The organism is Acidovorax sp. FJL06, assembly GCF_003852545.1.
Classification (GTDB): Bacteria; Pseudomonadota; Gammaproteobacteria; order Burkholderiales; family Burkholderiaceae_C; genus Acidovorax.
In genome coordinates this window covers 64,201-89,909 of the sequence record NZ_QAJR01000010.1, presented here as the reverse complement: position 1 = coordinate 89,909, position 25,709 = coordinate 64,201, and the positions used below count along the sequence as shown (strand labels likewise).

At 66.6% G+C, this 25,709-nt stretch carries 21 protein-coding genes; 17 read left to right on the top strand and 4 right to left on the bottom strand.

The window, feature by feature from the left end:
* The first annotated feature begins 82 nt into the window (after positions 1 to 82).
* The 3 genes from dusB to purH all read left to right on the top strand — a co-directional run bounded on the left by dusB (position 83) and on the right by purH (position 3,057).
* Positions 83 to 1,129 (top strand): tRNA dihydrouridine synthase DusB, encoded by a 1,047-nt coding sequence (dusB, locus tag DBV10_RS05935; protein WP_124511550.1) that lies wholly within the window; start codon positions 83 to 85, stop codon positions 1,127 to 1,129.
* On the top strand, positions 1,126 to 1,359 hold the full coding sequence (locus DBV10_RS05930) for a Fis family transcriptional regulator (protein WP_063458953.1): 234 nt from the start codon (positions 1,126 to 1,128) through the stop codon (positions 1,357 to 1,359). Before dusB ends, DBV10_RS05930 begins: the two co-directional genes overlap by 4 nt.
* A 96-nt stretch (positions 1,360 to 1,455) precedes the next feature.
* Complete coding sequence (gene purH, locus DBV10_RS05925; RefSeq protein ID WP_124511548.1) at positions 1,456 to 3,057, top strand: bifunctional phosphoribosylaminoimidazolecarboxamide formyltransferase/IMP cyclohydrolase; 1,602 nt, start codon at positions 1,456 to 1,458, stop codon at positions 3,055 to 3,057.
* Between the two features lie 106 nt (positions 3,058 to 3,163).
* Here the strand turns inward: purH and pobA are convergent, their stop codons facing one another.
* The gene (gene pobA, locus DBV10_RS05920; RefSeq protein ID WP_124511546.1) at positions 3,164 to 4,348 is read right to left on the bottom strand and encodes a 4-hydroxybenzoate 3-monooxygenase; all 1,185 of its coding nucleotides are present in this window, start codon (positions 4,346 to 4,348) and stop codon (positions 3,164 to 3,166) included.
* Between the two features lie 295 nt (positions 4,349 to 4,643).
* On the opposite strand from pobA, the gene DBV10_RS05915 reads away from it, so the two are divergent.
* Positions 4,644 to 5,423, top strand: coding sequence for an IclR family transcriptional regulator C-terminal domain-containing protein (locus DBV10_RS05915; RefSeq protein WP_124511544.1), 780 nt, complete (start codon positions 4,644 to 4,646; stop codon positions 5,421 to 5,423).
* A 68-nt stretch (positions 5,424 to 5,491) separates the two neighbouring features.
* On the opposite strand, the gene hemL is transcribed toward DBV10_RS05915, so the two are convergent.
* The gene (gene hemL / locus DBV10_RS05910) at positions 5,492 to 6,796 is read right to left on the bottom strand and encodes a glutamate-1-semialdehyde 2,1-aminomutase (protein ID WP_124511542.1); all 1,305 of its coding nucleotides are present in this window, start codon (positions 6,794 to 6,796) and stop codon (positions 5,492 to 5,494) included.
* Complete coding sequence (locus DBV10_RS05905; protein WP_124511540.1) at positions 6,780 to 7,739, bottom strand: bifunctional hydroxymethylpyrimidine kinase/phosphomethylpyrimidine kinase; 960 nt, start codon at positions 7,737 to 7,739, stop codon at positions 6,780 to 6,782. The genes hemL and DBV10_RS05905 overlap by 17 nt, the downstream gene beginning before the upstream one ends.
* A 94-nt stretch (positions 7,740 to 7,833) precedes the next feature.
* Between DBV10_RS05905 and DBV10_RS05900 the strand changes: the two genes are divergently transcribed.
* The 7 genes from DBV10_RS05900 (at position 7,834) to DBV10_RS05870 (ending at position 19,305) form a co-directional block, all read left to right on the top strand.
* Positions 7,834 to 8,007, top strand: a complete 174-nt coding sequence (locus DBV10_RS05900; protein WP_124511538.1) for a rubredoxin — start codon at positions 7,834 to 7,836, stop codon at positions 8,005 to 8,007.
* Between the two features lie 59 nt (positions 8,008 to 8,066).
* Positions 8,067 to 8,465 (top strand): PleD family two-component system response regulator, encoded by a 399-nt coding sequence (locus DBV10_RS05895; RefSeq protein WP_005796099.1) that lies wholly within the window; start codon positions 8,067 to 8,069, stop codon positions 8,463 to 8,465.
* Complete coding sequence (locus DBV10_RS05890) at positions 8,465 to 8,830, top strand: PleD family two-component system response regulator (protein ID WP_010459520.1); 366 nt, start codon at positions 8,465 to 8,467, stop codon at positions 8,828 to 8,830. The genes DBV10_RS05895 and DBV10_RS05890 overlap by 1 nt, the downstream gene beginning before the upstream one ends.
* Before the next feature lie 15 nt (positions 8,831 to 8,845).
* On the top strand, positions 8,846 to 9,373 hold the full coding sequence (locus DBV10_RS05885; protein WP_124511536.1) for a chemotaxis protein CheW: 528 nt from the start codon (positions 8,846 to 8,848) through the stop codon (positions 9,371 to 9,373).
* Positions 9,374 to 9,394: 21 nt separating this feature from the next.
* Positions 9,395 to 11,683, top strand: a complete 2,289-nt coding sequence (locus DBV10_RS05880) for a methyl-accepting chemotaxis protein (protein WP_124511534.1) — start codon at positions 9,395 to 9,397, stop codon at positions 11,681 to 11,683.
* Between the two features lie 48 nt (positions 11,684 to 11,731).
* Entirely contained in the window at positions 11,732 to 18,001 is a 6,270-nt protein-coding gene (locus DBV10_RS05875) for an Hpt domain-containing protein (RefSeq protein WP_124511532.1), read from the top strand.
* A 155-nt stretch (positions 18,002 to 18,156) separates the two neighbouring features.
* On the top strand, positions 18,157 to 19,305 hold the full coding sequence (locus tag DBV10_RS05870) for a PilT/PilU family type 4a pilus ATPase (RefSeq protein ID WP_124511530.1): 1,149 nt from the start codon (positions 18,157 to 18,159) through the stop codon (positions 19,303 to 19,305).
* Positions 19,306 to 19,317: 12 nt separating this feature from the next.
* Here DBV10_RS05870 and DBV10_RS05865 read toward each other — a convergent pair whose 3' ends face one another.
* Positions 19,318 to 20,799, bottom strand: coding sequence for a deoxyribodipyrimidine photo-lyase (locus tag DBV10_RS05865; RefSeq protein WP_199740048.1), 1,482 nt, complete (start codon positions 20,797 to 20,799; stop codon positions 19,318 to 19,320).
* Between the two features lie 21 nt (positions 20,800 to 20,820).
* On the opposite strand from DBV10_RS05865, the gene DBV10_RS05860 reads away from it, so the two are divergent.
* The 6 genes from DBV10_RS05860 (at position 20,821) to DBV10_RS05835 (ending at position 25,462) form a co-directional block, all read left to right on the top strand.
* Complete coding sequence (locus DBV10_RS05860; RefSeq protein ID WP_124511526.1) at positions 20,821 to 21,420, top strand: YqgE/AlgH family protein; 600 nt, start codon at positions 20,821 to 20,823, stop codon at positions 21,418 to 21,420.
* Positions 21,417 to 21,839 carry a Holliday junction resolvase RuvX gene (ruvX, locus tag DBV10_RS05855; protein WP_124511524.1) on the top strand — a complete coding sequence of 141 codons (423 nt, stop codon included), beginning with the start codon at positions 21,417 to 21,419 and terminating at the stop codon, positions 21,837 to 21,839. The genes DBV10_RS05860 and ruvX overlap by 4 nt, the downstream gene beginning before the upstream one ends.
* The gene (pyrR, locus tag DBV10_RS05850; RefSeq protein WP_124511522.1) at positions 21,836 to 22,357 is read left to right on the top strand and encodes a bifunctional pyr operon transcriptional regulator/uracil phosphoribosyltransferase PyrR; all 522 of its coding nucleotides are present in this window, start codon (positions 21,836 to 21,838) and stop codon (positions 22,355 to 22,357) included. The genes ruvX and pyrR overlap by 4 nt, the downstream gene beginning before the upstream one ends.
* Positions 22,358 to 22,359: 2 nt before the next feature.
* Positions 22,360 to 23,322, top strand: a complete 963-nt coding sequence (locus tag DBV10_RS05845) for an aspartate carbamoyltransferase catalytic subunit (RefSeq protein WP_008903259.1) — start codon at positions 22,360 to 22,362, stop codon at positions 23,320 to 23,322.
* 79 nt (positions 23,323 to 23,401) lie between these two features.
* A complete protein-coding gene (locus tag DBV10_RS05840; protein ID WP_124511520.1) occupies positions 23,402 to 24,697 on the top strand; it encodes a dihydroorotase in 1,296 nt (431 codons plus the stop codon).
* Between the two features lie 27 nt (positions 24,698 to 24,724).
* Positions 24,725 to 25,462, top strand: coding sequence for a 1-acyl-sn-glycerol-3-phosphate acyltransferase (locus tag DBV10_RS05835; protein WP_124511518.1), 738 nt, complete (start codon positions 24,725 to 24,727; stop codon positions 25,460 to 25,462).
* Positions 25,463 to 25,709: the final 247 nt, after the last annotated feature.

Below are 25,709 nucleotides of genomic sequence, written 5' to 3'. Positions count from 1 at the left end.
ATTTCATTTGCTGAAATTTTGAGCAGGTACAATCCCGCCTCCTTTTTCAGCATTCGCTGTCGCCCCCTCCCGCACCCCTCCCATGCACATTGGCCACATTCCTTTGGCGAACCGGTTGTTCGTCGCCCCGATGGCGGGCGTCACGGACCGGCCGTTTCGCCAGCTGTGCAAGGCGCTGGGCGCGGGCTATGCGGTGAGCGAGATGGTGACCTCGCGCAAGGACCTGTGGAACAGCCTCAAGACCTCGCGCCGGGCCAACCATGAAGGGGAGCCGGGGCCCATTGCCGTGCAGATCGCCGGCACCGAGGCGCCGATGATGGCCGAGGCTGCGGTCTACAACGTGGAACGCGGCGCGCAGATCATCGACATCAACATGGGCTGCCCGGCCAAGAAGGTCTGCAACAAGTGGGCGGGCTCCGCGCTGATGCAGAACGAGGCGCTGGCGGTGGAGATCGCCGCTGCGGTGGTCGAGGCCTGCGCGCCCTTCAACGTGCCCGTCACGCTGAAGATGCGCACCGGCTGGTGCCAGGAGCACAAGAACGCCGTGGCCCTGGCGCGCGCGTTCGAAGGCGTGGGCATAAAGATGCTCACGGTGCACGGCCGCACGCGCGAGCAGGGCTACAAGGGCCAGGCAGAGTACGACACCATCGCGGCCGTCAAGGCGGCCGTGAAAGTGCCCGTGGTGGCCAATGGCGACATCACGTCGCCCGAGAAGGCGCGCGATGTGCTGGCTGCCACCGGGGCCGACGCGATCATGATTGGCCGCGCCGCCCAGGGCCGTCCGTGGATCTTCCGCGAGATCGGCCACTTCCTGGCCACGGGCGAACACCTGGCGCCGCCGCTGGTGGCCGAGGTGCGGCGCCTGCTGCTGGACCACCTGCAAGACCACTACCGCCTGTATGGCGAGCTGACCGGGGTGCGCAGTGCGCGCAAGCACATTGCCTGGTACCTGCGTGCGCTGCCGGGCGGCGAGGCCTTGCGGGCACACATCAATACGATCGAAGACTGCACCACGCAGTGGCAGGCCGTGGCCGACTACCTGGATGCTCTGGGGCAGCAGATGGATCGGCTGCCCGCCGCCAGTGGCGTGGACGCAGAACCAGAAGAACAAGAGGGATTGGCTGCATGAGCAAGAAACACATAGAAGAATGCGTGCGCGAGAGCCTGCAAGGCTACTTTCGCGACCTGGGCGGCGAGACGCCCGATGGCATGTACGACATGCTGGTGCGCGTGGTCGAAAAACCGCTGCTGGAAGTGGTGATGACCCATGCCGACAACAACCAGTCGCGCGCCGCCGAATGGCTGGGCCTGAACCGCAACACCCTGCGCAAGAAACTGGTCGAGCACAAGCTGCTGTGACGGCTTGCCTGAAAGTATTTGCTATCTAATTTGTAGCTGCTTGCGCTGGATGGATAAGCGCTACAGACCGTTTTTATTCAAAACCTCCCCACCACCATGAACGCACTCCTCTCCGTCTCCGACAAGACCGGCATCGTCGAATTCGCGCAAGCCCTGCACGCGCTGGGCATCAAGCTCCTGTCCACCGGCGGCACCGCCAAGCTGCTGGCCGACAAGGGCCTGCCCGTGACCGAGGTGGCCGAGGTCACCCAGTTCCCCGAGATGCTGGACGGCCGTGTGAAGACGCTGCACCCCAAGGTGCACGGCGGCCTGCTGGCGCGCCGCGAGTTGCCCGAACACATGGCGGCGCTCAAGGAGCACGGCATCGACACCATCGACCTGCTGGTGGTCAACCTCTACCCCTTTGAAGCCACCGTGGCCAAGGCCGGTTGCACGCTGGCCGACGCGATCGAAAACATCGACATCGGCGGCCCCGCCATGGTGCGCAGCGCCGCCAAGAACTGGCAGGATGTGGGCGTGATCACCTCGGCCGACCAGTACGAGGCCGTGCTGGCAGAACTGAAGGCGGGCGGCAAGCTGTCTGACAAGCTGCGTTTTGCGCTGTCGGTGGCCGCATTCAACCGCATCGCCCAGTACGACGGCGCGATCAGCGACTACCTCTCGTCGGTGACGTTCGAAGAAGAAAAACTGTCGGAAACCTATGTGCCTACGCGCGCCCAGTTCCCCGGCCAGAGCAACGGCATCTTCACCAAGGTGCAGGACCTGCGCTACGGCGAAAACAGCCACCAGCAGGCCGCGCTGTACCGCGACCTGCACCCCGCGCCCGGTTCGCTGGTCACTGGCGTGCAGCTGCAGGGCAAGGAGCTGAGCTACAACAACATCGCCGACGCAGACGCGGCCTGGGAATGCGTGAAGAGCTTCGAGGCCGCCGCCTGTGTGATCGTCAAGCACGCCAACCCCTGCGGCGTGGCCGTGGGTCTGGACGCGCTGAGCGCCTACAGCAAGGCCTTTCAGACCGACCCCACCAGCGCCTTCGGCGGCATCATCGCGTTCAACCGCGTGGTGGACGGCCAGGCCGCTGCACAGGTCAGCAAGCAGTTTGTCGAAGTGCTGATGGCGCCCGACTTCACGGCCGAGGCGCTCGAGATCTTCAAGGCCAAGGCCAATGTGCGCCTGCTCAAGATCGCGTTGCCTGCCCATGGTGGTGCCACCGATTGGGAGCGCGGCCGCAACGCCATGGACGCCAAGCGCATCGGCTCGGGCCTGCTGCTGCAGACCGCCGACAACCACGAGCTCTCGCTCATCGACCTCAAGGTCGTGACGCAAAAGCAGCCCACGCTGGAAGAGATGGAAGACCTGCTGTTTGCCTGGAAGGTGGCCAAGTACGTCAAGAGCAACGCCATCGTCTTCTGCAAGGGTGGCATGACCATGGGCGTGGGCGCTGGCCAGATGAGCCGCCTCGATTCGGCCCGCATTGCCAGCATCAAGGCCGGCCACGCCAACCTGTCGCTGCAGGGCACCGTGGTGGCCAGCGACGCATTCTTCCCCTTCCGCGACGGCCTGGATGTGGTGGTGGATGCGGGCGCGACCTGCGTGATCCAGCCCGGCGGTTCGATGCGCGACAACGAAGTGATTGACGCTGCCAACGAGCGCGGCGTGGCCATGGTGTTCAGCGGCGTGCGCCACTTCCGGCATTGATGGCAGCGGGAAGCCGCAGGCTTCCCGGGCGTGCGCTGCAATACAACAAAAGGCCAGGGCCTGGAGGTGACTCCAGGCCCTGGCCTTTTTCAATGGGCCGTGGGCCTCAGGCGCCGAAATCCATCGGCAGACCCACGTAGTTCTCGGCCAGCGCGGTGGACGCCGCGCGCGAATGGACCAGGTAGTCCAGCTCGGACTCCTGCATCTTCTGGCCGAACTCCCCTGTGTCCGGAAAGCGGTGCATCAGCGAGGTGAACCACCACGAGAAGCGCTCGGCGCGCCACACGCGGCGCAGGCAGCGGTCCGAATACGTGTCGATGCCCGCGCTGGACTTGTCGCGGTAGTAGTCCGAGAACGCGTTCCACAGGTAGCCCACGTCGCTCGCGGCCAGGTTCAGGCCCTTGGCGCCGGTGGGGGGCACGATGTGGGCCGCATCGCCCGCCAGGAACAGGCGGCCAAAACGCATGGGCTCGGCCACGAAGCTGCGCAGCGGGGCGATGCTCATCTCCAGCGCGGGGCCGGTGACCAGGTTCTCGCGGGCCTCGGGGTCCAGGCGCTGGCCGAGTTCGGTCCAGAACTGGTCGATGCTCCACTGCTCCACCTTGTCGGTGGACGGCACCTGCAGGTAGTAGCGGCTGCGCGTGGCGCTGCGCATGCTGCACAGCGCAAAGCCGCGCTCGGTGTTGGCGTAGATCAGCTCGTGCGACACCGGCTTCACGTCGGCCAGCACGCCCAGCCAGCCGAAGGGGTAGACGCGCTCGTAAGTGCGCAGCGCATCGGCCGGCACGCTGGCGCGGCACACGCCGTGGTAGCCGTCGCAGCCCGCAATGAAGTCGCACAGCACCTCGTGGGTCTGGCCGTCCTTCTCATACGTCACGCGCGGCTGCTGGCCGTCGAAGTCGTGCACGCTCACGTTCTGGGCGTTGTACACCGTGGTCAGCCCTTCGGCGGCGCGGGCGTCCATCAGGTCGCGGGTCACTTCGGTCTGGCCGTACACCGTCACGCGGCTGCCGCCGGTCAGGTCGTGCAGGTCGATGCGGTGCCGCGCGCCCTTGAACAGCAGCTCGATGCCGTCGTGGGGCAGGCCCTCGGCATGGGCGCGGGCGCCCACACCGGCCTGGTCCAGCAGGTCCATGCTGACCTGCTCCAGCACGCCGGCGCGGATGCGGCCCAGCACGTAGTCGGGACTGCGCTGTTCGATGATGACGGCGTCGATGCCGGACTGGTAGAGCAACTGACCGAGCAGCAGGCCGGCAGGGCCGGCGCCAATGATGGCAACCTGGGTACGCATGGGGGCAACCTCGTGAAGGCGTGGGAGGACAGGGGCCAGCGTGGTGCCGTGGGGGCGGACAACGCGCTGGAGATGGCCCCTAGCGTAGGTTGATCTGCGTCAAATGAGGATGCCTGCACTGCGGTAGCGCGCGATAGATAGATGCTTTGTGCGATGATCGCGCAGGCAGGCATGATCCGGGTCAAGGTGCCGTGCTTCCCGGCGGTCCCGAAGGTTCGGGGGTGAGGCGGACGTGCGCTATGGCCCCGCTCGTGCAGGCCGCACATGGCCCTGTTCCATCACTTCCACCGCCACCATGACCCGCATCTCCATCGCCAAGGCAGATTTCATCGAAGGCATGGCCAAGGGCCTGGCCGTGCTGGAGAGTTTTGACACCGAACGCCAGCGCCTGAACGCCACGCTGGCCGCACAGCGCACCGGGCTCACGCGCGCGGCGGCGCGGCGGCACTTGCTCACGCTCGCGCACCTGGGCTACCTGGAGACGGACGGCAGCTATTTCTGGCTGGCGCCCAAGGTGCTGCGCTTTTCGGGCAGCTACCTTGCGTCGGCGCGCCTGCCGCGCGTGCTGCAGCCCACGCTCAACCGGCTGGCGGCGCAGACGCAGCAGTCGTTCTCGGCCGTGGTGCTGGATGGCAGCGAGGTGGTGATCGTGGCGCGCAGCGGGGTGTATGGCGCGCCATCCCGCGTGCTGGCCTATGGTCTGCACCTGGGCGCACGGCTGCCGGCGCATCCCACGTCCACGGGGCGGGTGCTGCTGGCGGCGCTGCCACCGGCAGAACTCACGCAGTGGCTCAAGGGCTGCTCGCTGCAGCGCCTCACGCCCCACACCATCACCCAGGTGGGCCCGCTGCGGCAGGTGATCGCCAAAGCGCGGCGCGACGACTATTGCCTGGCGGTGGAGGAGCACGAGTTGGGCGTGCATGCACTGGCCGTGCCGCTGCGCAACCTGCAGGGCCACACGGTGGCGGCCCTCAATGTGGTGGCGTCGCCCAAGCAGATTGATGAAGGGAGCCTGCAGCGTGATCTGCTGCCGCTGCTGCAGGAGGCAGCCCGTGAGCTGCGCGGGCTGTTGTGACGGCCCGCACGGGATATGAAGAAAAGCGCCGTTACCGCGCTATGGATAAGCGCAAGTAGCTATTGTTTTTATAGTGTCTTGAAGACTTCGCGCGCAGCTGCCACGGTGGCCGCGATGTCGTCGGCCGTGTGGGCGGCGCTCACAAAGCCGGCCTCGTACAGCGCGGGGGCGATGTAGATGCCGCGGTCCAGCAGGCCGTGAAACAACGTGTTGAAGCGCGCGTTGTCGGTTTGGAGCACTTGGGCGTAGTTCTGGGGCAGCTCGGGCAGCAGGAAGAAACCGAACATGCCGCCTTCGCAGTCGGTGCTGAAAGGCACGCCTTCTGCCTGGGCCGCAGCGGCCAGGCCATCGACCAGGGAGCGGGTGCGGGCCGAGAGCGCATCGAAGAAGCCGGGCTTCTTGATCTCGCGCAGCGTGGCCAGGCCACAGGCGGTGGCCACGGGGTTGCCCGACAGCGTGCCGGCCTGGTAGACCCCACCCAGGGGCGCGAGGTGTTCCATGATGGCGCGCGGCCCGCCAAAGGCGGCCAGCGGCATGCCGCCGCCAATCACCTTGCCCAGCACCGTGAGGTCGGGCTTGAAGCCGGGGATGCTTTGGGCGTACACGCTTTGCGCGCTGCCCAGCGCCACGCGGAAGCCTGTCATCACCTCGTCGAGCACCAGCAGCGCGCCGTACTGCGTGCACAGCTCGCGGCAGCGGCGCATGAAAGGCACGCTCGCGCGCACCAGGTTCATGTTGCCCGCGATGGGCTCGATCATCACGCAGGCCAGTTCTTTGCCGTGCAGCGCAAAGGCTTCTTCGAGCTGGGGGATGTTGTTGTATTCGAGCACCAGGGTGTGCTGCACCACCTCGGGCGGTACGCCCGCGCTGGTGGCGTTGCCGAAAGTGGCCAGGCCCGAGCCCGCCTTGACCAGCAGCGAATCCGCGTGGCCGTGGTAGCAGCCCTCGAACTTGATGAACTTGCTGCGGCCCGTGGCGCCGCGCGCGAGGCGGATCGCGCTCATGCCGGCCTCGGTGCCGGAGCTGACGAGGCGGATCATCTCCATCGAAGGGACAAGGCTCAGGATCTCCTCGGCCAGTTCGACCTCGCGCTCGGTGGGTGCGCCAAAGCTGAAGCCTTCGAGCGCGGCGCTCTGCACCGCTTCGAGCACGGCCGGGTGGCCGTGGCCCAGGATCATCGGGCCCCAGGAGCCGATGTAGTCGATGAAGCGTTGGTCGTTGGCGTCCCAGAAGTAGGCGCCTTGCGCGCGCTTGACGAAGCGGGGCGTGCCGCCCACGGCCTTGAAGGCCCGCACAGGCGAATTCACGCCGCCAGGGATGAGCGCCTTGGCGCGTTCGAACAGGGGGATGTTGAGATCAGTGCTTGGTGTCATGGGGAGGCATCACAAAGCCTTCGAGGGCCTGTGTTTCGTCAATCGCGGGTTCTTCTTCGTCACCTTCGGTGTCATCGTCGTCGGGCTGGGCCCAGAACATGCGGTCGGGCACGATGTGGCCCATGCCGGGGCGAAAGCCGGCGTCCAGGCAGCGGTCCAGGTAGCCCAGGGCTTCGCTGGTGGCTTCGCCCAGGTCGTTGCCGCTCGCCACCAGGGCGGTGAGCGCGGCCGACAGCGTGTCGCCCGCGCCGGAGAACGTGGCGTCGAACAGCTCGAACTTGCCGCTGCCCAGCACCGTCTGCGGGGAGGCCAGCACGTTCTCGACAAACTGCTCGGGCAGGGGGATGCCGGTGACCAGGGTGTAGGGCACGCCCATCTCGGAGGCCGCGCGGGCGATGTCGCGCGCGGTGGGGCTGCGCTCGCCGCTCCAGTCCGGCAGCAGCCAGCGCCACAGCGTGCTGTGGTTTCCTACCAACACCGAAGTCTGCGGCAACAACAATTCGCGGAAGGCGTCCAGGTACTCGTCGATCAGCTCGTCGCGCCACCAGGACAGGTTCGGCATGTAGGCGATCACGGGGACTTCGTCGTAGTCGGTCGTGATCTCGGCAATGGTGCTGATGTTCTCGGGGCTGCCCACAAAGCCGACCTTGATGGCCTGCACGGGCAGGTCTTCGAGCACCGCCCGCGCCTGTTCGGCGACGGCTTCATCGTCGAAGCTGAAGTGGTCAAAAATCTCAGCGGTGTCGCGGGCATAGGCGCCGGTGACCACGGCAATCGGGTGCCCGCCCACCGAGGCAATGGCCGTGATGTCGGCCGTCAATCCGCCGGCACCGCTGGGGTCGCTGGCATTGAACACGAGCACACAGGCCGGGCTCGCTTCCTCCGCGCCGTCATCTTCAAGATCCATGGTTTCTGAGGGGGGAAGAGGTGCTTTGGTGGTCATGGACCAGATCCTGCTGGAGGGGTGGCACGGAAGCTGCAGGCCGCGGAGATCACTAGATACAATCGTTGCATTCTATGTGAAGGCCCTTTAAGCTGTGACCGACTTTAAAACTTGGATGTGTTTGATTTGCGGCTGGATTTATGACGAGGCAGAGGGGTCCCCTGAGCACGGCATTGCACCCAATACGCCCTGGGACCAGGTTCCGATGAATTGGACCTGCCCTGAATGTGGCGCCCGCAAGGAAGATTTCGAGATGGTCCAGATCTGAGGCGCTCCAGCACCACTTGCTGCAGCGTTGTTTATTTTCTCCATCGGGAGCAGTGACAATTGACTACAACAGGCGCATCTTTCAAAGTGCTCGTGGTGGATGACAGCAACACCATCCGTCGAAGCGCCGAGATTTTTCTCAAGCAGGGGGGGCATGAAGTCTTGTTGGCCGACGACGGCTTTGATGCTTTGGCCAAAGTCAATGATTACCAGCCTCAGCTGATTTTCTGCGACATCCTCATGCCCAAGCTCGACGGGTACCAGACCTGCGCCATCATTAAGCGCAACGCCCGTTTTGCAGATACTCCGGTGGTGATGCTGTCCTCCAAGGACGGCGTGTTCGACAAGGCGCGTGGGCGCATGGTCGGCTGCCAGGAATATCTCACCAAGCCATTTACCAAAGACCAGCTGTTGCAGGCAGTTCAACAGTTTGGCAATTCCCAACAAGGAGCCATGTAATGCCCATTCAGAAAGTATTGGTCGTCGACGACTCGAAGACCGAGTTGATGTTTTTGACGGACCTGCTTCAGAAAAAAGGCATGCAAGTCCGTACTGCAGAAAATGCCGACGAAGCATTCCGCCGCCTCGCTGAAGAAAAGCCCGACCTGATCTTGATGGACGTGGTCATGCCCGGCCAGAACGGTTTCCAGCTCACGCGCGCCATTACCCGTGACCCGCTGTACGCCGATGTGCCCATCATCATGTGCACCAGCAAGAACCAGGAAACAGACCGTGTCTGGGGCATGCGTCAGGGTGCGCGCGGCTACATCACCAAGCCGGTGGACCCCGCCGAATTGCAGGCCAAAATCGACGCTCTGAACTGAGGCTGCGGCGCGCTCATGGCCAACCGCGAAGCCCTACGAGAGCTCCAGACCCGACTTGCCAGCCGCCTTCAGGCGGCAAAAACCGAAGGTACGTCGGTGTCATCCTGGCTGGCTGTGGAGTCCGCCGGGAGTTTCTACTTGCTGCCCCTGGGGCAGTCCGGGGAGATTTTCCCCTGGGTCGCCGTCCAGGCCGTGCCCTACACCCAAAGCTGGTTTCTTGGCGTCGCCAACCTGCGTGGCGGCTTGGTGGGCGTTGTGGATCTGGCGGGCCTGCTGGGCTCTGCGGCGCCCCGCACCGAGCAGGCCCTGGCCGAGTCCAGCCTGCTGGCCTTCAACGCTGCGCTGGATGTCAATGCCGCGCTGCTGGTGGACCGCCTCGCGGGCCTGCGCGGAACCGATGCCTTTGTGTCGTCCGAGCCGCCTGCCGAGGATGCGCCCAGTTTCTTCGGCACCACCTATATCGATTCCAGCGGCACACGCTGGCAGGAACTGAACCTGCAGATCCTGTCCCAACATCCCGCATTCCTGAGCATCAGTGCTTGAGTTTTTCTGTAAGGCTGCACCATGTCCGTCGTCAATCAATTTGGAAAACTGTTCAACCGGAAACCCGCCGCGCCGGATACGGGCCTGGCCACCGGCACGGCTGACGATGGGCAGGATGTCCTGGCCACGGGCGCGCTGGATGGCTCGCAACTGCGCGACTCCTACCAGGCCGAAGCCATGAACAGTGTCCAGGGCGATCCCGATGGTTACACCCCCGAACTGACGGCGCCTGAAACGGACGAAGACCTGATCTCCCTGCCGCTGCTGGGCCGCTCGACCGCCGCCGGCCACCAGCGCCGCCTGCTGGCCTTGCTGGCCGTGGGCGTGCTGGTGCTGGGCGCCATTGCGTTCTGGGTGCTGCAGCAGGCGGACCGCTCGGCACAGCAACTCGCTGCTACCGGCCAGTCGCTGATGCAGTCGCAACGCCTGGCCAAGTCGGTGTCGCAGGCGCTGGTGGGCAGCCCCCAGGCCTTTCCCGATGTGGTGGAAAGCTCGGGCGTGCTGGCGCGCAACGTGCGTGCTCTGAACGCCGGCGACAACGAGTTGGGCGTGCAATCGCTGGGCGAGCCGTTCAAGCCGGACCTGGACGCTGTCAACCCCCTGATGGAGCGCGCCGAGCGCAACGCCAGCGTGGTGATGGGCCAGCAGAAGATCCTGACCCAGGTGGGCGACGCTCTGCGCACCATCAACCGCCAATCGTCCGACCTGCTGGAAATCGCCGAAACCGTGTCCTCGCTGAAGCTCCAGCAGAACGCCCCGGCTGCCGAAATCTCTGCCGCCGGCCAGCTCGTGATGCTGACCCAGCGCATCGGCAAGTCTGCCAACGAATTCCAGACCATGGAAGGCGTGAGCCCCGAGGCTGTGTTCCTGCTGGGCAAGGACTTGAACTCCTTCAAGGAAATCGCCCAGGGCCTGCTGGATGGCAGCCCGGAGCTGCGCCTGGCCGCCACCAAGGACGCCCAGACCCGCGAGCAACTCGAAGCCCTGGTCAAGCTCTATGAGCAGACCCGCACCCAGGCCAGCGCCATTCTGGGCAACCTGCAAGGCCTGGTGTCTGCCCGCGAAGCGCAATCGGCCATCATTGCCGACAGCGAACCGCTGCGCCGCCAACTGGAAGGCCTGCAGACCAAGCTGTCGGCCCAGACCGGCCTGGGTGCTGGCCAGTTTGCCGCCCTGGCGCTGGCAGGCCTGTTTGTGCTGCTGTGCGGTATCGGCATTTCGCGTGTTCAGCTGCTGGACAGCCGGGGACGCCAGGCCGCTGCCGAAACGCAGCAAAAAGACGCCAAGCGCCAGGAGCAGGAAGCCAAGCGCGTCAACGACGCCAACCAGGCCGCCATTTTGCGTTTGATGAACGAACTGCAGTCGGTCGCTGAAGGCGACCTGACGCAAGAAGCCACGGTGACCGAGGACATCACGGGCGCCATCGCCGACTCGGTGAACTACACGGTGGAAGAGTTGCGCCAGCTGGTGGGCAGCGTGCAAAACACGGCCACCCGCGTGGCCCAGACGACGGCGCAGGTGGACAACACCTCGACCGAACTGCTGGCCGCATCGACCGAGCAGCTGCGCGAAATTCGTGAAACCGGCCGCTCGGTGCTCGACATGGCGACCCGAATCAACGAAGTGTCCACGCAGGCCCAAGAGTCCGCCACGGTGGCCCGCCAATCGCTGCAAGCGGCCGACTCCGGCCTGCAGGCCGTGCAGAACGCCATCGGCGGTATGAACTCCATCCGCGACCAGATTCAGGACACCTCCAAGCGCATCAAGCGCCTGGGCGAATCGTCGCAGGAGATCGGTGAAATCACCGAACTGATTTCCGACATTACCGAACAGACGAACGTGCTGGCCCTGAACGCCGCCATCCAGGCCGCGTCCGCCGGTGAAGCCGGCCGCGGCTTCTCGGTGGTGGCGGAAGAAGTGCAGCGCCTTGCTGAACGCTCCGCAGACGCTACGCGCCAGATCTCGGCCCTCGTGAAAGCCATTCAGACCGACACGCAGGATGCCGTGGCCGCTATGGAGCGTTCCACGCAGGGTGTGGTGGAAGGGGCCCGACTGTCCGACAGCGCCGGTACCGCGCTGACCGAAATCGACCGCGTGTCGCGCCGCCTGGCCGAGCTGATCGAGCAGATCTCGTCCTCGACGTCCAAGGAAGCCGTGCTGGCCAACGAAGTGGCCGACAACATCCAGCATATTTTTGCGGTGACCGAGCAGACGGGTGAGGGCACCCGCACCACGGCACAACAGGTGCGCGAGTTGTCGCACATGGCCGAAGAACTGCGCCAATCGGTGGCCCGTTTCAAGATCGCCTGACAGCCGTAGTCATCAACCAGCTGGCTCATTGCAGCCGGGGACAAATCCATGTCATCTATTGATGCCAACAATGCACCGGCCGCAGAAGGGACCCAGGGAGATCAGGACCTGGGTCCTTTGGCTTGGGTGCTTGACGAGCTGCGGAAGTCACTCGACGGCGCGGTCAAGGCCATGCGCCGCTTCGTGCGCGACGCCGAAGTCGCCCGAGAATCCGATCTGGCGGCGCTCGATGCGGGCGCCTTGCGCATTGCGCGCCAGCAGCTGCACCAGGCTTGCGGTGCGTTGGAAATGGTGGGCATGGGCCCTCCGGCGCTCGTGCTTCGGTCGATGGAGTCGGCCGTCCAGAAGTTTGTTCAACGCCCCGAGACCTGCAGCGACGAAGCGGCTGCCGTGATCGAGCGCGCAAGTTTTGCGCTGATCGAATACCTGGAGACCGTGCTGGCGGGCAAGGCGGTTTCGCCCGTGGCCCTGTTCCCCCAGTACCGCGATGCGCAGGCCCTGGCGGGCGCCGACCGCGTGCATCCCGCAGACCTCTGGCCCGTGGAGCGCCGCTTCCGCGAGCCCGAAGGGACCGTGGCCCTGCCGCCCCTGCCCTACGGTGCCGAGGCGCGTGCACGCCTGGATGCGGCCGTGCTGCGCATTGTCAAGTCGGGTGATCTGCGGGCTTCGCTGAACCTGCGCGATACCTGCCTTGGTTTCGTGGCGGCGCAGACAGACCGCCAGGCGCGTGCGTTCTGGAAGATCTGTGCTGGTTTCTTCGAGGCGTTTGGTTCTGGCTTGCTGCCTCCCGATGTCTACGTCAAGCGCGTGGCCTCGCGGGTGCTCATGCAGTACGCCACGCTGGCCAAGGGCGATCCGACCATTGCAGACCGCCTGGTTCAGGACCTGCTGTTCTTTTGCTCGCAAGCCCGGGCCTCCGAACTGCCCGACGATGCCGCGCCCTCGCTGCGCGCGGTGCGCCAGGCATTTTCCCTGGACCGCTTCAAGCCCGTGGACTACGAGACCGCCCGCTTCGGGCGCTTCGACCCGGCCATGCTGGCGCAGGCGCGCAAGCGCATCGCCTCGGCCACCGAGACCTGGTCCGCGCTGGCCGGTGGTGACCGCAACAAGCTCAAGCCGGCGGCAGACCAGTTCAGCCTGGTGTGTGATTCGCTGCGCAAGCTGCACCCCGGCAGCGAAAACCTGGCGCAGGCGCTGACGCGCGCGGTGGATTCCACCACCCGCTCGGGGGAACCGCCGGCCGCCGCGTTGGCGATGGAGGTGGCCACCTCGGTGCTGTATCTGCAGGCCGCGTTTGAAGAGCTGGATGCCGCCGACGACCAAATGGAGGCCCGTGCCACCCGGCTGGCTGAACGCCTCGATGCCGTGAGCGCCGGCGCAGAGCCCGAGCCTCTGGAGCAGTGGATGGAGGAGCTGTACCGCAGGGTCAGCGACAACCAGACCATGGGCAGCGTGGTGGACGAGCTGCGGGTGACTTTGGGCGAGGCCGAGAAGGCCCTGGACCAGTTTTTCCGCAACCCCCAAGACACGGGTGTCCTGGCCACCGTGCCGGGGCATCTCGCGCAGATGCGCGGCGTGTTGTCGGTGCTTGGGCTGGACCAGGCCTCCCTGGCGGTGGTCCGCATGCGCGACATGGTGGAGCGCCTGTTGATCAACGAAGTGCCCGCAGAGGGGCGCCAAGGGGTTTTCGAGAAGCTCGGCAACAGCCTGGGGGCGCTGGGCTTCCTGATCGACATGCTGGGCTACCAGCGCACCATGGCGCGCAAGCTCTTCGTCTATGACGAGGACCTGGGTGAGTTGCGCATCCTCATGGGCAAGACCCGCCCACGTGCATCCGATGCCATGGACGAGGCGCCGGCCAAGCTGGAGGAGCGCGCAGTCCCTGTGCCCGATGTGCTGCCGCGCTTTCCCGTGCAGGAGCCTGTCAGCGAACCCACGGATTTCGCTCCCTTCCTGGACCTCGAACCCTCCTTCGCCAGTGAAGCGCCGGCCCAGGCCGAGCCCGCAGTCCTGGCCCCGGACATCTCCTTTGAGGTGCCCGTGCCCGCCACGGACGCCATGGAAGCTGCGCCTTCTGCCGCCGAGGCGGTCGGCGCTGCGTCTGCCGCCCAGGCCGTGGTGCCGGATGTGGAAGACGAATTGCTGGACGTGTTCCTGGAGGAAGCGCGCGAGGTGGTGGTCAATGGACTCGCTGCCATCGACCTGCTGAGGGATGAACCCGGCAACCTGAGCGAGCAGACCACATTGCGCCGTGCATTCCACACGCTCAAGGGCAGTTCGCGCATGGTGGGCCTCAACGATTTTGGCGAAGCGGCCTGGTCGATGGAGCAGATGCTGAACGTCTGGCTGGCCGAGCAAAAGCCCATGCAGCCAGGCTTGTTGCAGCTGTCCTCGGACGCCTTGCTGGCGTTTGGCCGCTGGGCCGACGACATTGCGGCGGGCCGTGCGACGGGCTGGGACCCTGAGTCCTTCCGCCAATCTGCGGATGCCATGCGCCTGGATGGCACGCTGCTGCCTCTGCGGGTGCCTGCTGGCGCTGGCGTGCCCCCCGGGGCGGCTGTTCCAGAGATCGAGCCCGTGGCGGAGCTGGCGCCGCAAGAGCCTGCCTTGCCCGCATCGGCCAGCGTGGGGGTTGCCGATGGCGCCGAGGCCGAGGAAGACGACCTGGGCCTGCTGGACTTCCAGGCCACCGAGATTTCGGAGCATGTGCCCGAGCAGCCTGCCGAGCTGCCTGCAGAAGTCCAGGCGCCCGCAATGCCCGAAGTGGCCGAAGACATCGACTTCTCGGTGTTCACGGCGGCGCTGAACGCTGAATCGGCCCCGCTGCCAGCGGTGGACCCGTCCAGCGCCGACTTCGTGCTCGACCTGGAGCTGCCCGATCTGGACCTGTCCGACGTGGAGCCCGTTGCCGCTGTCGCCGCCGAGCCTGTGGTGGATCTTCCGGTCGAAGAACCGCTTGTGGCAGAGCTTGTGCCAGAAACTGACGCTGAAGCCAGCCCCAGCCCTGCCCTCGAAGCGGTGGTGCCGGTGGAGGCAGAAGCGCCGCAGGCGCTGGACGACGATGCCCTGGCATCCCTGGATGTCGAAGCCCTGGAGCAGTTGCTGGAGGCCGAATCCGCTGCGCCCGAGGCCCCGGTGGCCGCCGAGGTGCACGGGGGTGTCGAAGCCGCGCCTGCGCCAGAAGTGGCCGAGCTTCTGGAAGCATTGCCGCAAGAGGACAGCTCCAGCGACGATGCCGTCAAGGTGATTGACACCCTGCGCATCAGCATCCCGCTGTACAACGTGTACCTGAACGAGGCCGACGAATGGTCGCGCCGTCTGGTGACCTGCCTGCAGGAATGGTCGCTGGAGTTGCACGAGCCTCTGCCCGATATGGCGGCGGCCCTGGCGCATTCGCTGGCGGGCAGTTCTGCAACGGTCGGTTTCACGGCCCTGTCGGAGTTGGCGCGGGCGCTGGAACATGCCATGCAGCATGTGCAGCTGCAATCCGGCGGCACGCAGGAACAGGCCCAGGCCTTCATGGGGGCCGCCGAGGACATCCGCCGCCTGCTGCACCAATTTGCGGCGGGCTTCCTCAAGGAGCCCAACGAAGAGGTGCTGGAGCAACTGCGCCAGATTCTGGAAGCCGAGGTGATTACCACCTTGTCTCCCCCCGAGGAAGATGCCGCTGCAGCCTTCCCGATCGAGATGGTGGAGCCCGTGGCCGCCGAGCCCGAGCACGAGCCTGTCGCAGAGCCCGAGCCCGCCCCGGAAGCGATCGACGAGCCCGAGGCTTTCGCCGAGGCGACCCTGGAGCCCGCGCCGCTCATCATCCCGCAAGGCCATGTGGCGCCTGCACTGTCGGTGGTGGCCCACGACCAGGACCAACTGATCGACGACGCGATTGCCCATGCCGTGGCGCTGTCTTCGGATGTGGACGACGACATCGATGCGATCGACGTCATCGACCCCGACCTGTTCCCGATCTTCGAGGAAGAGGCCGCAGAGTTGCTGCCCCAACTGGGCGGTGCCTTGCGCCAATGGGCTGCGCGGCCCGACAACCTGGGCGCCCGCAGCGAAGTGCTGCGTGCCTTGCACACGCTCAAGGGCAGCTCGCGCCTGGCGGGAGCCATGCGCCTGGGCGAAATGGCCCACCGGTTGGAGTCCGCCATCGAGCAGCTCGATGCCGAGACGGTCACGGCCGACCAGATTGACCCCTTGCAAGGCAGTTTTGACGGCCTGCAGGCGAACTTCGACGCCTTGCGCGCCATTGGCCAGGGGCCGGCCGACACGGTGGTCACCTTGCCCATCGAAGCCGTGCGGGGCCGCACCGATGCGGCCGAGGCCTCCGCGCCTGCCGCCGTGGCGGCGGATGCTGTTGCGGCAACATCGGCGGCGCCTGCGGTCCGCCTGCCCGGCCCGTCGCAGCTGGCGCCTTTGCGTGTGGCCGCCAGCCAGTCGGTGCGCGTGCGTGCACAGCTGCTGGACCGCCTGGTGAACCAGGCGGGCGAGGTGATGATCAGCCGCTCGCGCCTGGATGTGCGCCTGGGGCAGTTCCGCAGCTCGCTCACCGACCTGTCGGGCAACCTCGACAGGCTGCGCCAGCAACTGCGCGACATCGAAGTGCAGGCCGAATCGCAGATGCAGTCGCGCCTGGCCCTGTCCAAGGACTCGGCCGCAGGCTTCGACCCGCTGGAGTTCGACCGCTTCACGCGCGTGCAGGAACTCACGCGCATGATGGCCGAATCAGTGAACGACGTGGCCACGGTGCAGCGCAACCTGCAGCGTGCCATGGAAGGCGCCGAAGACGATCTGATCGCCCAGGGCCGCCAGGCCCGGGAGCTGCAGCGCGACCTGCTGCGTACCCGCATGGTGGAGTTCGAGGGCATTGCCGAGCGCCTGTACGCCGTGGTGCGCCAGGCCTCCAAGGAAACTGGCAAGCAGATCAAGCTGGACATCACTGGCGGCTCCATCGAGATGGACCGTGGCGTGCTGGACCGCATGACCCCGGCGTTCGAGCATCTGCTGCGCAACTGCGTGGCCCACGGCATCGAGGATGCCGAGGTGCGCGTGGCAGCCGGCAAGCCAGCCTCTGGCACCATCACCGTGGACCTGCACCACGAAGGCAATGACGTGTCGGTCGAGTTCCGCGACGACGGGGCGGGCCTGAACCTGCCGCGCATCCGCGAGAAGGCTCTGGCGCAGGGCATCGTGGAGCCCGGCGTGGCGCTCAGCGACACCGATGCGGCCAACCTGATCTTCATGCCCGGGTTCTCCACGGCGTCGGAGGTGACGGGCCTGGCGGGGCGTGGCATCGGCATGGACGTGGTGCGTTCTGAAATCAACGCCCTGGGCGGTCGCATCGAGACCACGACCGAAGCGGGCAAGGGTGCGGCGTTCCGCATGGTGCTGCCCCTGACGACGGCTGTGACGCAGGTGGTGATGCTGCGCACTGGCGACCTGGCCGTGGGCGTGCCCGCCAACGTGGTGGAAATCGTGCGCCGCACCTCGGCGGCCGACCTGGAAGAGGCCTACCGCACGGGCGTGTTTGACGACGGCATGGAGAAGGTGCCGTTCTTCTGGTCCGGTGCACTGCTGCAGGCGTCCGCACGCAGCCATGAGCCTGCGGGCAAGACCCGCCCCGTGGTGATCTTCCGCAGCGCGGCGCAGCGGGTGGCCATGCATGTGGACGAAGTGCTGGGCAACCAGGAAGTCGTGGTGAAGAACCTGGGGCCCCAGCTGTCTCGCCTGCCGGGCCTGGCGGGGATGTCGGTGCTGGCGTCGGGGGCGGTGGTGCTGATCTACAACCCCGTGGCGCTGGCCACGGTGTATGGCGACCAGGTGCGTGCCGCAAGTGCTGGCCTGGCGCCGGCTCCAGGCGTGGATGGTGCCGCAGGCACCGGCAAGCCGGTGGTGTCGGCCCAGCTGGCCGGCCCCAGCCAGGTGCCGCTGGTGCTGGTGGTGGACGACTCCATCACGGTGCGCCGCGTCACGCAGCGCCTGCTGCAGCGCGAAGGCTACCGGGTGGCGCTGGCTGCCGATGGCCTGCAGGCCCTGGAGCGGCTGCAGGAAGAGCGCCCGACCGTGGTGCTGTCCGACATCGAAATGCCCCGCATGGACGGCTTCGACCTGGCGCGCAACATCCGTGCGGACGGTGCGCTGCGCGACCTGCCCATCATCATGATCACGTCGCGCATCGCCGAGAAGCACCGTGAGCATGCGATGGAGCTGGGTGTGAACCACTACCTGGGCAAGCCCTATTCGGACGAAGAGTTGCTGAGCCTGATCCAGCATTACGCGCGCATTGCCGCTGCGGCAGCGGCGGCCACCGAGGCCTGAGCGAACATGCGCAGCACCCACAGCCCCGCCTCCCCCTGGCGGGGCTGTGGTTTTTTGGAGGCGCCTGTTTCTGTGGCGGGCGCTGACGAGGGGGTGGGGGCGGGGGCTGATCCTTGGCCACCCGCCTCGGGCCTGCGGTTGGGGGATTGTTGGTGATGGACCCGGTCGCGCTCCCTTCAGCCGACCCCCGCCTGCTGGCGTGCCTGGCCTTCGTCGCCCGGGAGCAGGCTTCCGATCTTTTCCTTCTGGTGGGGGCACCGCCCACCATCAAGCGGCAGGGCGCGTTTGCGCCGATTGCGCAGCAGGTGCTGTCGGCCGAAGACGTGCGGCAGATGGCCCACTCCATCCTGCGCGATGCGCAGCGGCACGAGTTCGAGACCACCATGGAGTGCGACCTCTCGCTCCAGACCCCCGACGGTGAGCGTTTTCGCGTCAACGTGCACCGGCAGCGGGGGCTGGTGGGCATGGTGATCCGCCATGTCGTGGCACGGATTCCGGGCCTGCAGGAGCTGGGCCTGCCGCCGGTGCTCCAGCAGCTGGCTTTTCTCAAAGGAGGGCTGGTGCTGACGGTCGGGGCGGCGGGCTCGGGCAAGACCACCACGCTGGCCGCGCTGCTGGACCACCGCAACACCCATGCGGGCGGGCATATCCTGACCGTGGAAGACCCCATCGAGTACCTGCACACCCACAAGCAGTCGCTGGTCACGCAGCGTGAAGTGGGGCTGGATACGCTGTCCTATGACGAGGCTTTGCGCCGGGCGATGCGGGAGGCGCCCAATGTGATCATGATCGGCGAGATCCGCGACCGGGCCACCATGCAGCACGCGCTGCACTATGCCGAGTCCGGGCACCTGTGCGTGTCCACCCTGCACGCCAACAATGCCAACCAGGCGGTGCAGCGCATCCTGAATTTCTTCCCCGAGGATGCCCACCGCCAGTTGCTCATGGACCTGTCGCTCAACCTGCGCGCGGTGGTGGCGCTGCGGCTGGTGTCCCGGCGGGCAGGGGGGCTGGTGCCGGCCACCGAGATCATGCTGCTCACTCCCTATGTGGCCGAGCTGATCCAGAAAGGCCAGATCGACGAACTCAAGACCGCCATCACCCGCAGCGGCGAACAAGGGATGTGCAGCTTTGACCAGTCCCTGCTGGCCATGGTGGAGGCCGGCCTGATCGCCCCCGAAGAGGCCATTGCCAATGCCGACAACCGCACCGATGTGAGCCTGCGCCTGCGCCTGGCGGCAGGCGCCTCTTTGGGAGCGGAGGGCATGCACATGCGCGAGGACGATCTCGAGCCCGGTGCCTGAGGCCGGTCGAGGCTAGCTGGCGGCCTTCACCACCGCGTACCGTTCCAGCGTGCGCTGGCGTGCGGCGTCATGCTCCACCACGGGCAGGGGGTAGTGGGTGCCCAGCTGCACTCCGGCCTCCTGCAGCTCCAGCGGGCGGGCCAGCCAGGGGGCGTGCAGGGCCGCGTTTGGCAAACGCGACAGCTGGGGCAGGTAGCGCCGGATGAATTTGCCGTCGGGGTCGAATTTCTGGCTCTGGCTCACGGGGTTGAAGATGCGGAAGTAGGGCTGCGCATCGCACCCGCTGGAGCTGGCCCACTGCCAGCCGCCGTTGTTGGCGGCCAGGTCGAAGTCATTGAGGTGGGTGGCAAAGTAGGCTTCGCCCCGGCGCCAGTCGATGCCCAGATCCTTCACCAGAAAACTCGCCACCACCATGCGCAGGCGGTTGTGCATGTAGCCCGTCTGGTTGATTTGTGCCATGGCCGCATCCACCAGCGGGTAGCCCGTGCGGCCCTCGCACCAGGCAGCAAACAGGGCGTCGGCTTCGGGGCCGGTTTCCCACTGGATGGCGTCGTAGGCCGGTTTGAAGCTGTGGCCCACCACGTGGGGGTGGTGGTGCAGGATCTGAAAGTAAAAGTCGCGCCAGATCAGCTCGCTCAGCCAGGTGGTGGCGCCGGGGTTGCCAGCCTGCATCAGTCCGTGCGCGGTGCGCGCCAGCACCCGCGGCGAGATGGTGCCAAAGCGCAGGTGCACGCTGAGGTAGCTGGGGCCCTTCACGGCGGGAAAATCGCGCGCATGGTCGTAGCGTCCGATGCGCCCCAGAAAGTCATCGAACAGCTGCTGCGCACCATGGGCACCGGCCGGCAGCCGGGGCGATGGCGATGCGCTGGCCTCGAACCCCAGCGCGGCCAGCCTGGGAACAGGCTGGCAGTGTTCTTGCGGGCGCGGCGCCAGGCGGTGCGCGTGGCGCTCCACGGGGTAGCTTTGGAGCTGGAAGGCGTCGATCTTCCTGAGCCAGGCGTTTTTGTAGGGCGTGAACACGCTGTAGGGGCTGCCGGTCTGCGTCAGCACCTCGCTGCGTTCCAGCAGAGTGTGGTCCTTGAAGGTGTGGAACGCCCTGCCCATAGCGGCCAGCCGGGTGCGCACCAGGCCGTCGCGCGCCAGCGCCTGGGGCTCGTCATCGTGGTTGGCAAACACGGCCTGTACGTTCAGGTGGCGCGCCAGGGCCGGGATCGCCTCGCTGGCCACCGCATGCAGCACGATCAGCCCGGCCTGCCCTTGCCCCGAGAGTGCGCGCAACGACGCATCCAGCTCCACCAGCGATTCGCGGATGAACGCCACGCGCCGGTCCATCTGGGGCAGGGTGTCGAGGATCTCGCGGTCAAAGACAAAGGCGCAGTACACCTGCTCGCATTGCGTCAGCGCCCGGTACAGGGCGGCCTGGTCTTCTGTGCGCAGGTCGCGCCGGAACCAGACAAGACCGCTGGGGTACGGGGGCTCGGAAGGGGACGCCATGTTCACCGTTAAAATTGAGGGATGTCTTTCGATTCTGCGCCCATCAACCTGACGCATCACTTCCTGATCGCGATGCCTGGCCTGGAAGATGAGTCTTTTGCGCGCAGTGTGGTCTACCTGTGCGAGCACAGCGAACGCGGCGCACTCGGGCTCATCATCAACAAGCCTTCGGACATCACCCTCAAAAGCCTGTTTGACAAGGTGGACCTGTCGCTGCGGCGGGAAGACCTCACCCAGGAGCCCGTGTTCCAGGGCGGCCCGGTGCAGACCGAGCGCGGCTTTGTGCTGCACGAGCCCATGCTCATGGACAAGGCCGAAACCGACGAGTCGGCCTATGCCTCCACCATGACCATCCCGGGCGGGCTGGAGATGACCACCTCCAAGGACGTGCTCGAAGCACTGTCCACTGGCGCCGGGCCGCGCCGCGTGCTCATCACGCTGGGCTATTCGTCCTGGGGCGAGGGGCAGTTGGAGACCGAACTGGCCGAAAACGCCTGGCTCACCGTGGCGGCCGACCTGTCGGTGATCTTCGACACCCCCGTGCCCGAGCGCTACGACCGGGCCCTGTCGCTGCTGGGCCTCAAGGCCTGGATGCTGTCGCCCGAGGCGGGGCACGCATGACCGGCTTGCCCGCTCAGCCGGCCGTTCCTGCGCATTTCCAGACCTTTCTTGCTTTTGATTTCGGGGTCAAGCGCACGGGCGTGGCCACAGGCAACCGCATGCTGCGCAGCGCCAGCCCGCAGCAGACCATCAAGGCCGAGGGCGCGGACGCTCGCTTCGAGCAGGTGGCCCAGCGCATCAAGGAATGGCAGCCCGACGCCTTGGTGATCGGCGTGCCCTACCACCCCGACGGCGCCAGCCACGAGAACACCGAGCGCGCGCTCAAGTTCGGCCGCCAGCTGCGCGGGCGCTTTGGTTTGCAGGTGTTCGAGGTGGACGAGCGCTACAGCACCACCGAGGCCATCGCCGGTGGTGCCAAGGATGCCGACGCCGCCTCGGCCTGCATCATCCTGGAACAGTTTTTGAGGAATCTCCCATGAGCCATCCATCCCCTGCGGCCTCCGGCAGCCTCGTGCTCGATGCCGAAGCGCTGTACCGCGAACTGCTGCGCGGTGTGCGCAGCATGCTCACCCCCACCACGCGCCTGGCAGGCATTGCCTCCGGCGGTGCTTGGCTGGCCGAGCGCCTGCAAAAAGACCTGGGCCTCGATGGCGCGCCCGGCGTGCTCTCGTCGGTGATGCACCGTGACGACTTCGCCCAGCGCGGCCTGTCGGCCGGCGCGCAGACCACGCTGCCGTTCGACGTGAACGGCGCTGACGTGCTGGTGCTCGACGACGTGCTCTACACCGGCCGCACCATCCGCGCCGTGCTCAACGAACTGTTCGACTACGGTCGCCCTGCCAGCGTGCGCCTGGCCGTGCTGGTGGACCGGGGCGGGCGCGAGCTGCCGGTGCAGGCCGACTTCGCCGCCGCGCGCGTGGCGCTGCCTGCAGCCCAGTCGCTGGCCCTGGCGCGCGGCGACAGTGGCACCTTCCAATTCCAAGTCAAAGAGGCCTGACCGTGCTGCACAAGCGCAACCCCCAACTCAACGGCAACGGCGAACTCATCCACCTGCTGTCCATCGAGGGCCTGCCGCGCGACATCGTCACGCACATCCTCGACACGGCCGCCAACTTCGTGAGCGTGAACGACCGCGAGGTCAAGAAGGTGCCCCTCTTGCGCGGCAAGAGCGTGTTCAACCTGTTCTTCGAGAACAGCACGCGCACGCGCACCACCTTCGAGATCGCGGCCAAGCGCCTGTCGGCCGACGTGCTCAACCTCGACATTGCGCGCAGCTCGGCCAGCAAGGGCGAGTCGCTGCTCGACACCATCGCCAACCTCTCGGCCATGGCGGCCGACCTGTTCGTGGTGCGGCACAGCGAGTCGGGCGCGCCCTACCTCATTGCGCAGCATGTGGCACCCCATGTGCACGTGATCAATGCGGGCGACGGCCGGCATGCCCACCCCACGCAGGGGCTGTTGGACATGTACACCATCCGCCACTACAAGAAGGACTTCAGCAACCTCACCGTGGCCATCGTGGGCGACGTGCTGCACTCGCGCGTGGCGCGCTCGGACATCCACGGCCTCACCACGCTGGGCTGCGCCGAGGTGCGCGTGGTGGGCCCGCGCACCCTGGTGCCGTCGGACATGGCGCAGATGGGCGTGCGCGTGTGCCACACGCTCGAAGAAGGCATCAAGGACGCCGACGTGGTCATCATGCTGCGCCTGCAGAACGAGCGCATGAGTGGCGCGCTGCTGCCGTCGAGCCAGGAGTATTTCAAGAGCTTCGGCCTCACGCAGGAAAAGCTGCAGCTGGCCAAGCCCGATGCCATCGTGATGCACCCCGGCCCCATCAACCGCGGCGTGGAGATCGACTCCGCCGTGGTCGATGGCAAGCAGAGCGTGATCCTGCCGCAGGTGACCTTCGGCATCGCCGTGCGCATGGCCGTCATGTCCATCGTTGCTGGTAACGAGGCATGATGCTTGGAATGAATGCTCCTGTTTTCATAGCTGCTAGCGCATGCCAGATGCGCGCTAGCAGCCAATTTGGCTTGAAATCATGAAAATCCTGATCCAGAACGGCCGCGTCATCGACCCCGCTTCGGGCCTCGACCAGACCTGCGACATCGCCATCGCTGCGGGCCGCATCGTGGGCGTGAACCGCGTGCCGCCCGACTTTGCGCCCAAGCGCGTGGTGGACGCCGCCGGCTGCATCGTGCTGCCGGGCCTGGTGGACCTGGCCGCGCGCCTGCGCGAGCCCGGCCACGAGCACGAAGGCATGCTCGAATCCGAAATGGCGGCCGCCGTGGCCGGGGGCGTGACCAGCCTCGTGTGCCCGCCCGACACCGACCCCGTGCTCGACGAGCCCGGTCTGGTGGAAATGCTCAAGTTCCGCGCCGAGAAGCTGCACCAGTCGCGCCTGTTCCCGCTGGGCGCACTCACCCGCAATCTGGCGGGCGAGGTGCTGACCGAGATGGCCGAGCTGACCGAGTCCGGCTGCGTGGGCTTTGGCCAGGCCGAGGTGCCGCTGGCCAGCACCCAGGTGCTGCAGCGCGCGCTGCAGTACGCCGCCACCTTTGGCTACACCGTCTGGCTGCGCCCGCAAGAGATGCACCTGGGCAAGGGCGTGGCCGCCAGCGGCCCGCTGGCCACGCGCCTGGGCCTGTCGGGCGTGCCCGTGGCGGCCGAAACGATTGCGCTGCACACCATTTTTGAACTGCTCAAAACCACCGGCGCCCGCGTGCACCTGTGCCGCATCAGCAGCGCTGCGGGTGTCGAGCTGCTGCGCCGCGCCAAGGCCGAGGGCCTCAAGGTCACGGCCGATGTGAGCATCAACTCGCTGCACCTCACCGACGTGGACATTGGCTTCTTTGACAGCCGCGCGCGCCTGTCGCCGCCGCTGCGCCAGCAGCGCGACCGCGATGCGCTGAACGCCGCGCTGGCCGACGGCACCCTCGACGCCCTGGTGTCAGACCACAACCCGGTCGATGAAGACGCCAAGACCCTGCCGTTTGCCGAGGCCGAGCCCGGCGCCACGGGCCTGGAGCTGTTGCTGTCGCTCGCGCTCAAGTGGTCGCGGGACAGCGGGGTGCCCCTGCAGCGTGCGCTGGCCACCGTCACGTCCGAACCCGCACGCGTGCTTGGCAGCGCCCTGGGCACGCTGCAGGCCAGCGTGGGCCAGATCGTGGAAGGCGGCGTGGGCGACCTGTGCATTTTGGACCTGCAGGCCGCGTGGACCGTGCAGGACGACGCACTGCGCAGCCAGGGCAAACACACGCCATTCTCCGGCTACGAACTGCCGGGCCGCGTGCGCATGACGCTGGTCGGCGGCCAGATCGCTTTTGACCGAGGTTGAGGTAGTGCGACGCGGCGAGGCCCTGCGGTGAAGTCCTTGCGTGCCTGCTGGCGCCTGCTGCGCTTGCTTGGCCACATCGCCAAGGGGCTGGCCATCGTGGCGCTGCGGTTTCCTGCGCTGTCGCCCGACCAGCAGCACGCCCGCGTGCAGGCGTGGTCGCTGGAGCTGCTCTCACACGCGGGCATCCGCCTGCGCATCCTGGGCCAGCCGCCCGTCGCCGGGCCGGTGATGCTGGTGGCCAACCACATCTCGTGGCTCGACATCCCGGTGATGCATGCGGCGCGCCATTGCCGTTTTGTGTCCAAGTCGGACGTGCAGGGCTGGCCGCTGATCGGCACCCTGGCCACGGCCGCCGGCACACTCTACATCGAACGCAGCTCGCGCCGCGATGCGCTGCGCATGGTGCGGTCCATGCAGGAGGCGCTGGCGCGCGGCGAGGTGCTGGCCGTGTTCCCCGAAGGCACCACGGGCGACGGCCGCGAGATGCTGCCCTTCCATGCCAACCTGCTGCAGGCTGCCGTGGCCGCGCAGGCACCGGTGCAGCCCGTGGGCCTGCGCTTTGCCGACCAGGCCACAGGCACTACCAGTTTTGCGCCCAGCTACATCGGCGACGAAACCCTGGTGGGCTCGATCTGGCGCACGCTGAGCGCCCCGCCCATCGAGGCCGTGGTGCACTACGGCCTGCCCGAGCTGGCGGGCGAGCGCGACCGGCGCACCTGGACGCAGCACCTGCACGACACGGTCGATCAGTTGCGAAAAGCCTGAGATCCTGAACAGGTTCTGAGGCTAGCGCTTGGGCCTTGAGGCCGCCTTTCCAGGCCAATCGACCCCTGCGAAGGATGGCTTTGGTGCGCAAAAGCGTGCATATTCCACGTTTGCGGCCGCGTGGGCTGCGCATCTGATTTCAACGCCACGCAATTTCCCGTATCGTCCGCGTCTTTCGGCCTGGCCGTGCATGCAGATGCGTCGGCAGGCCCCTTGCACGGATCTGCATTCGTGAATCTCCGTCCGT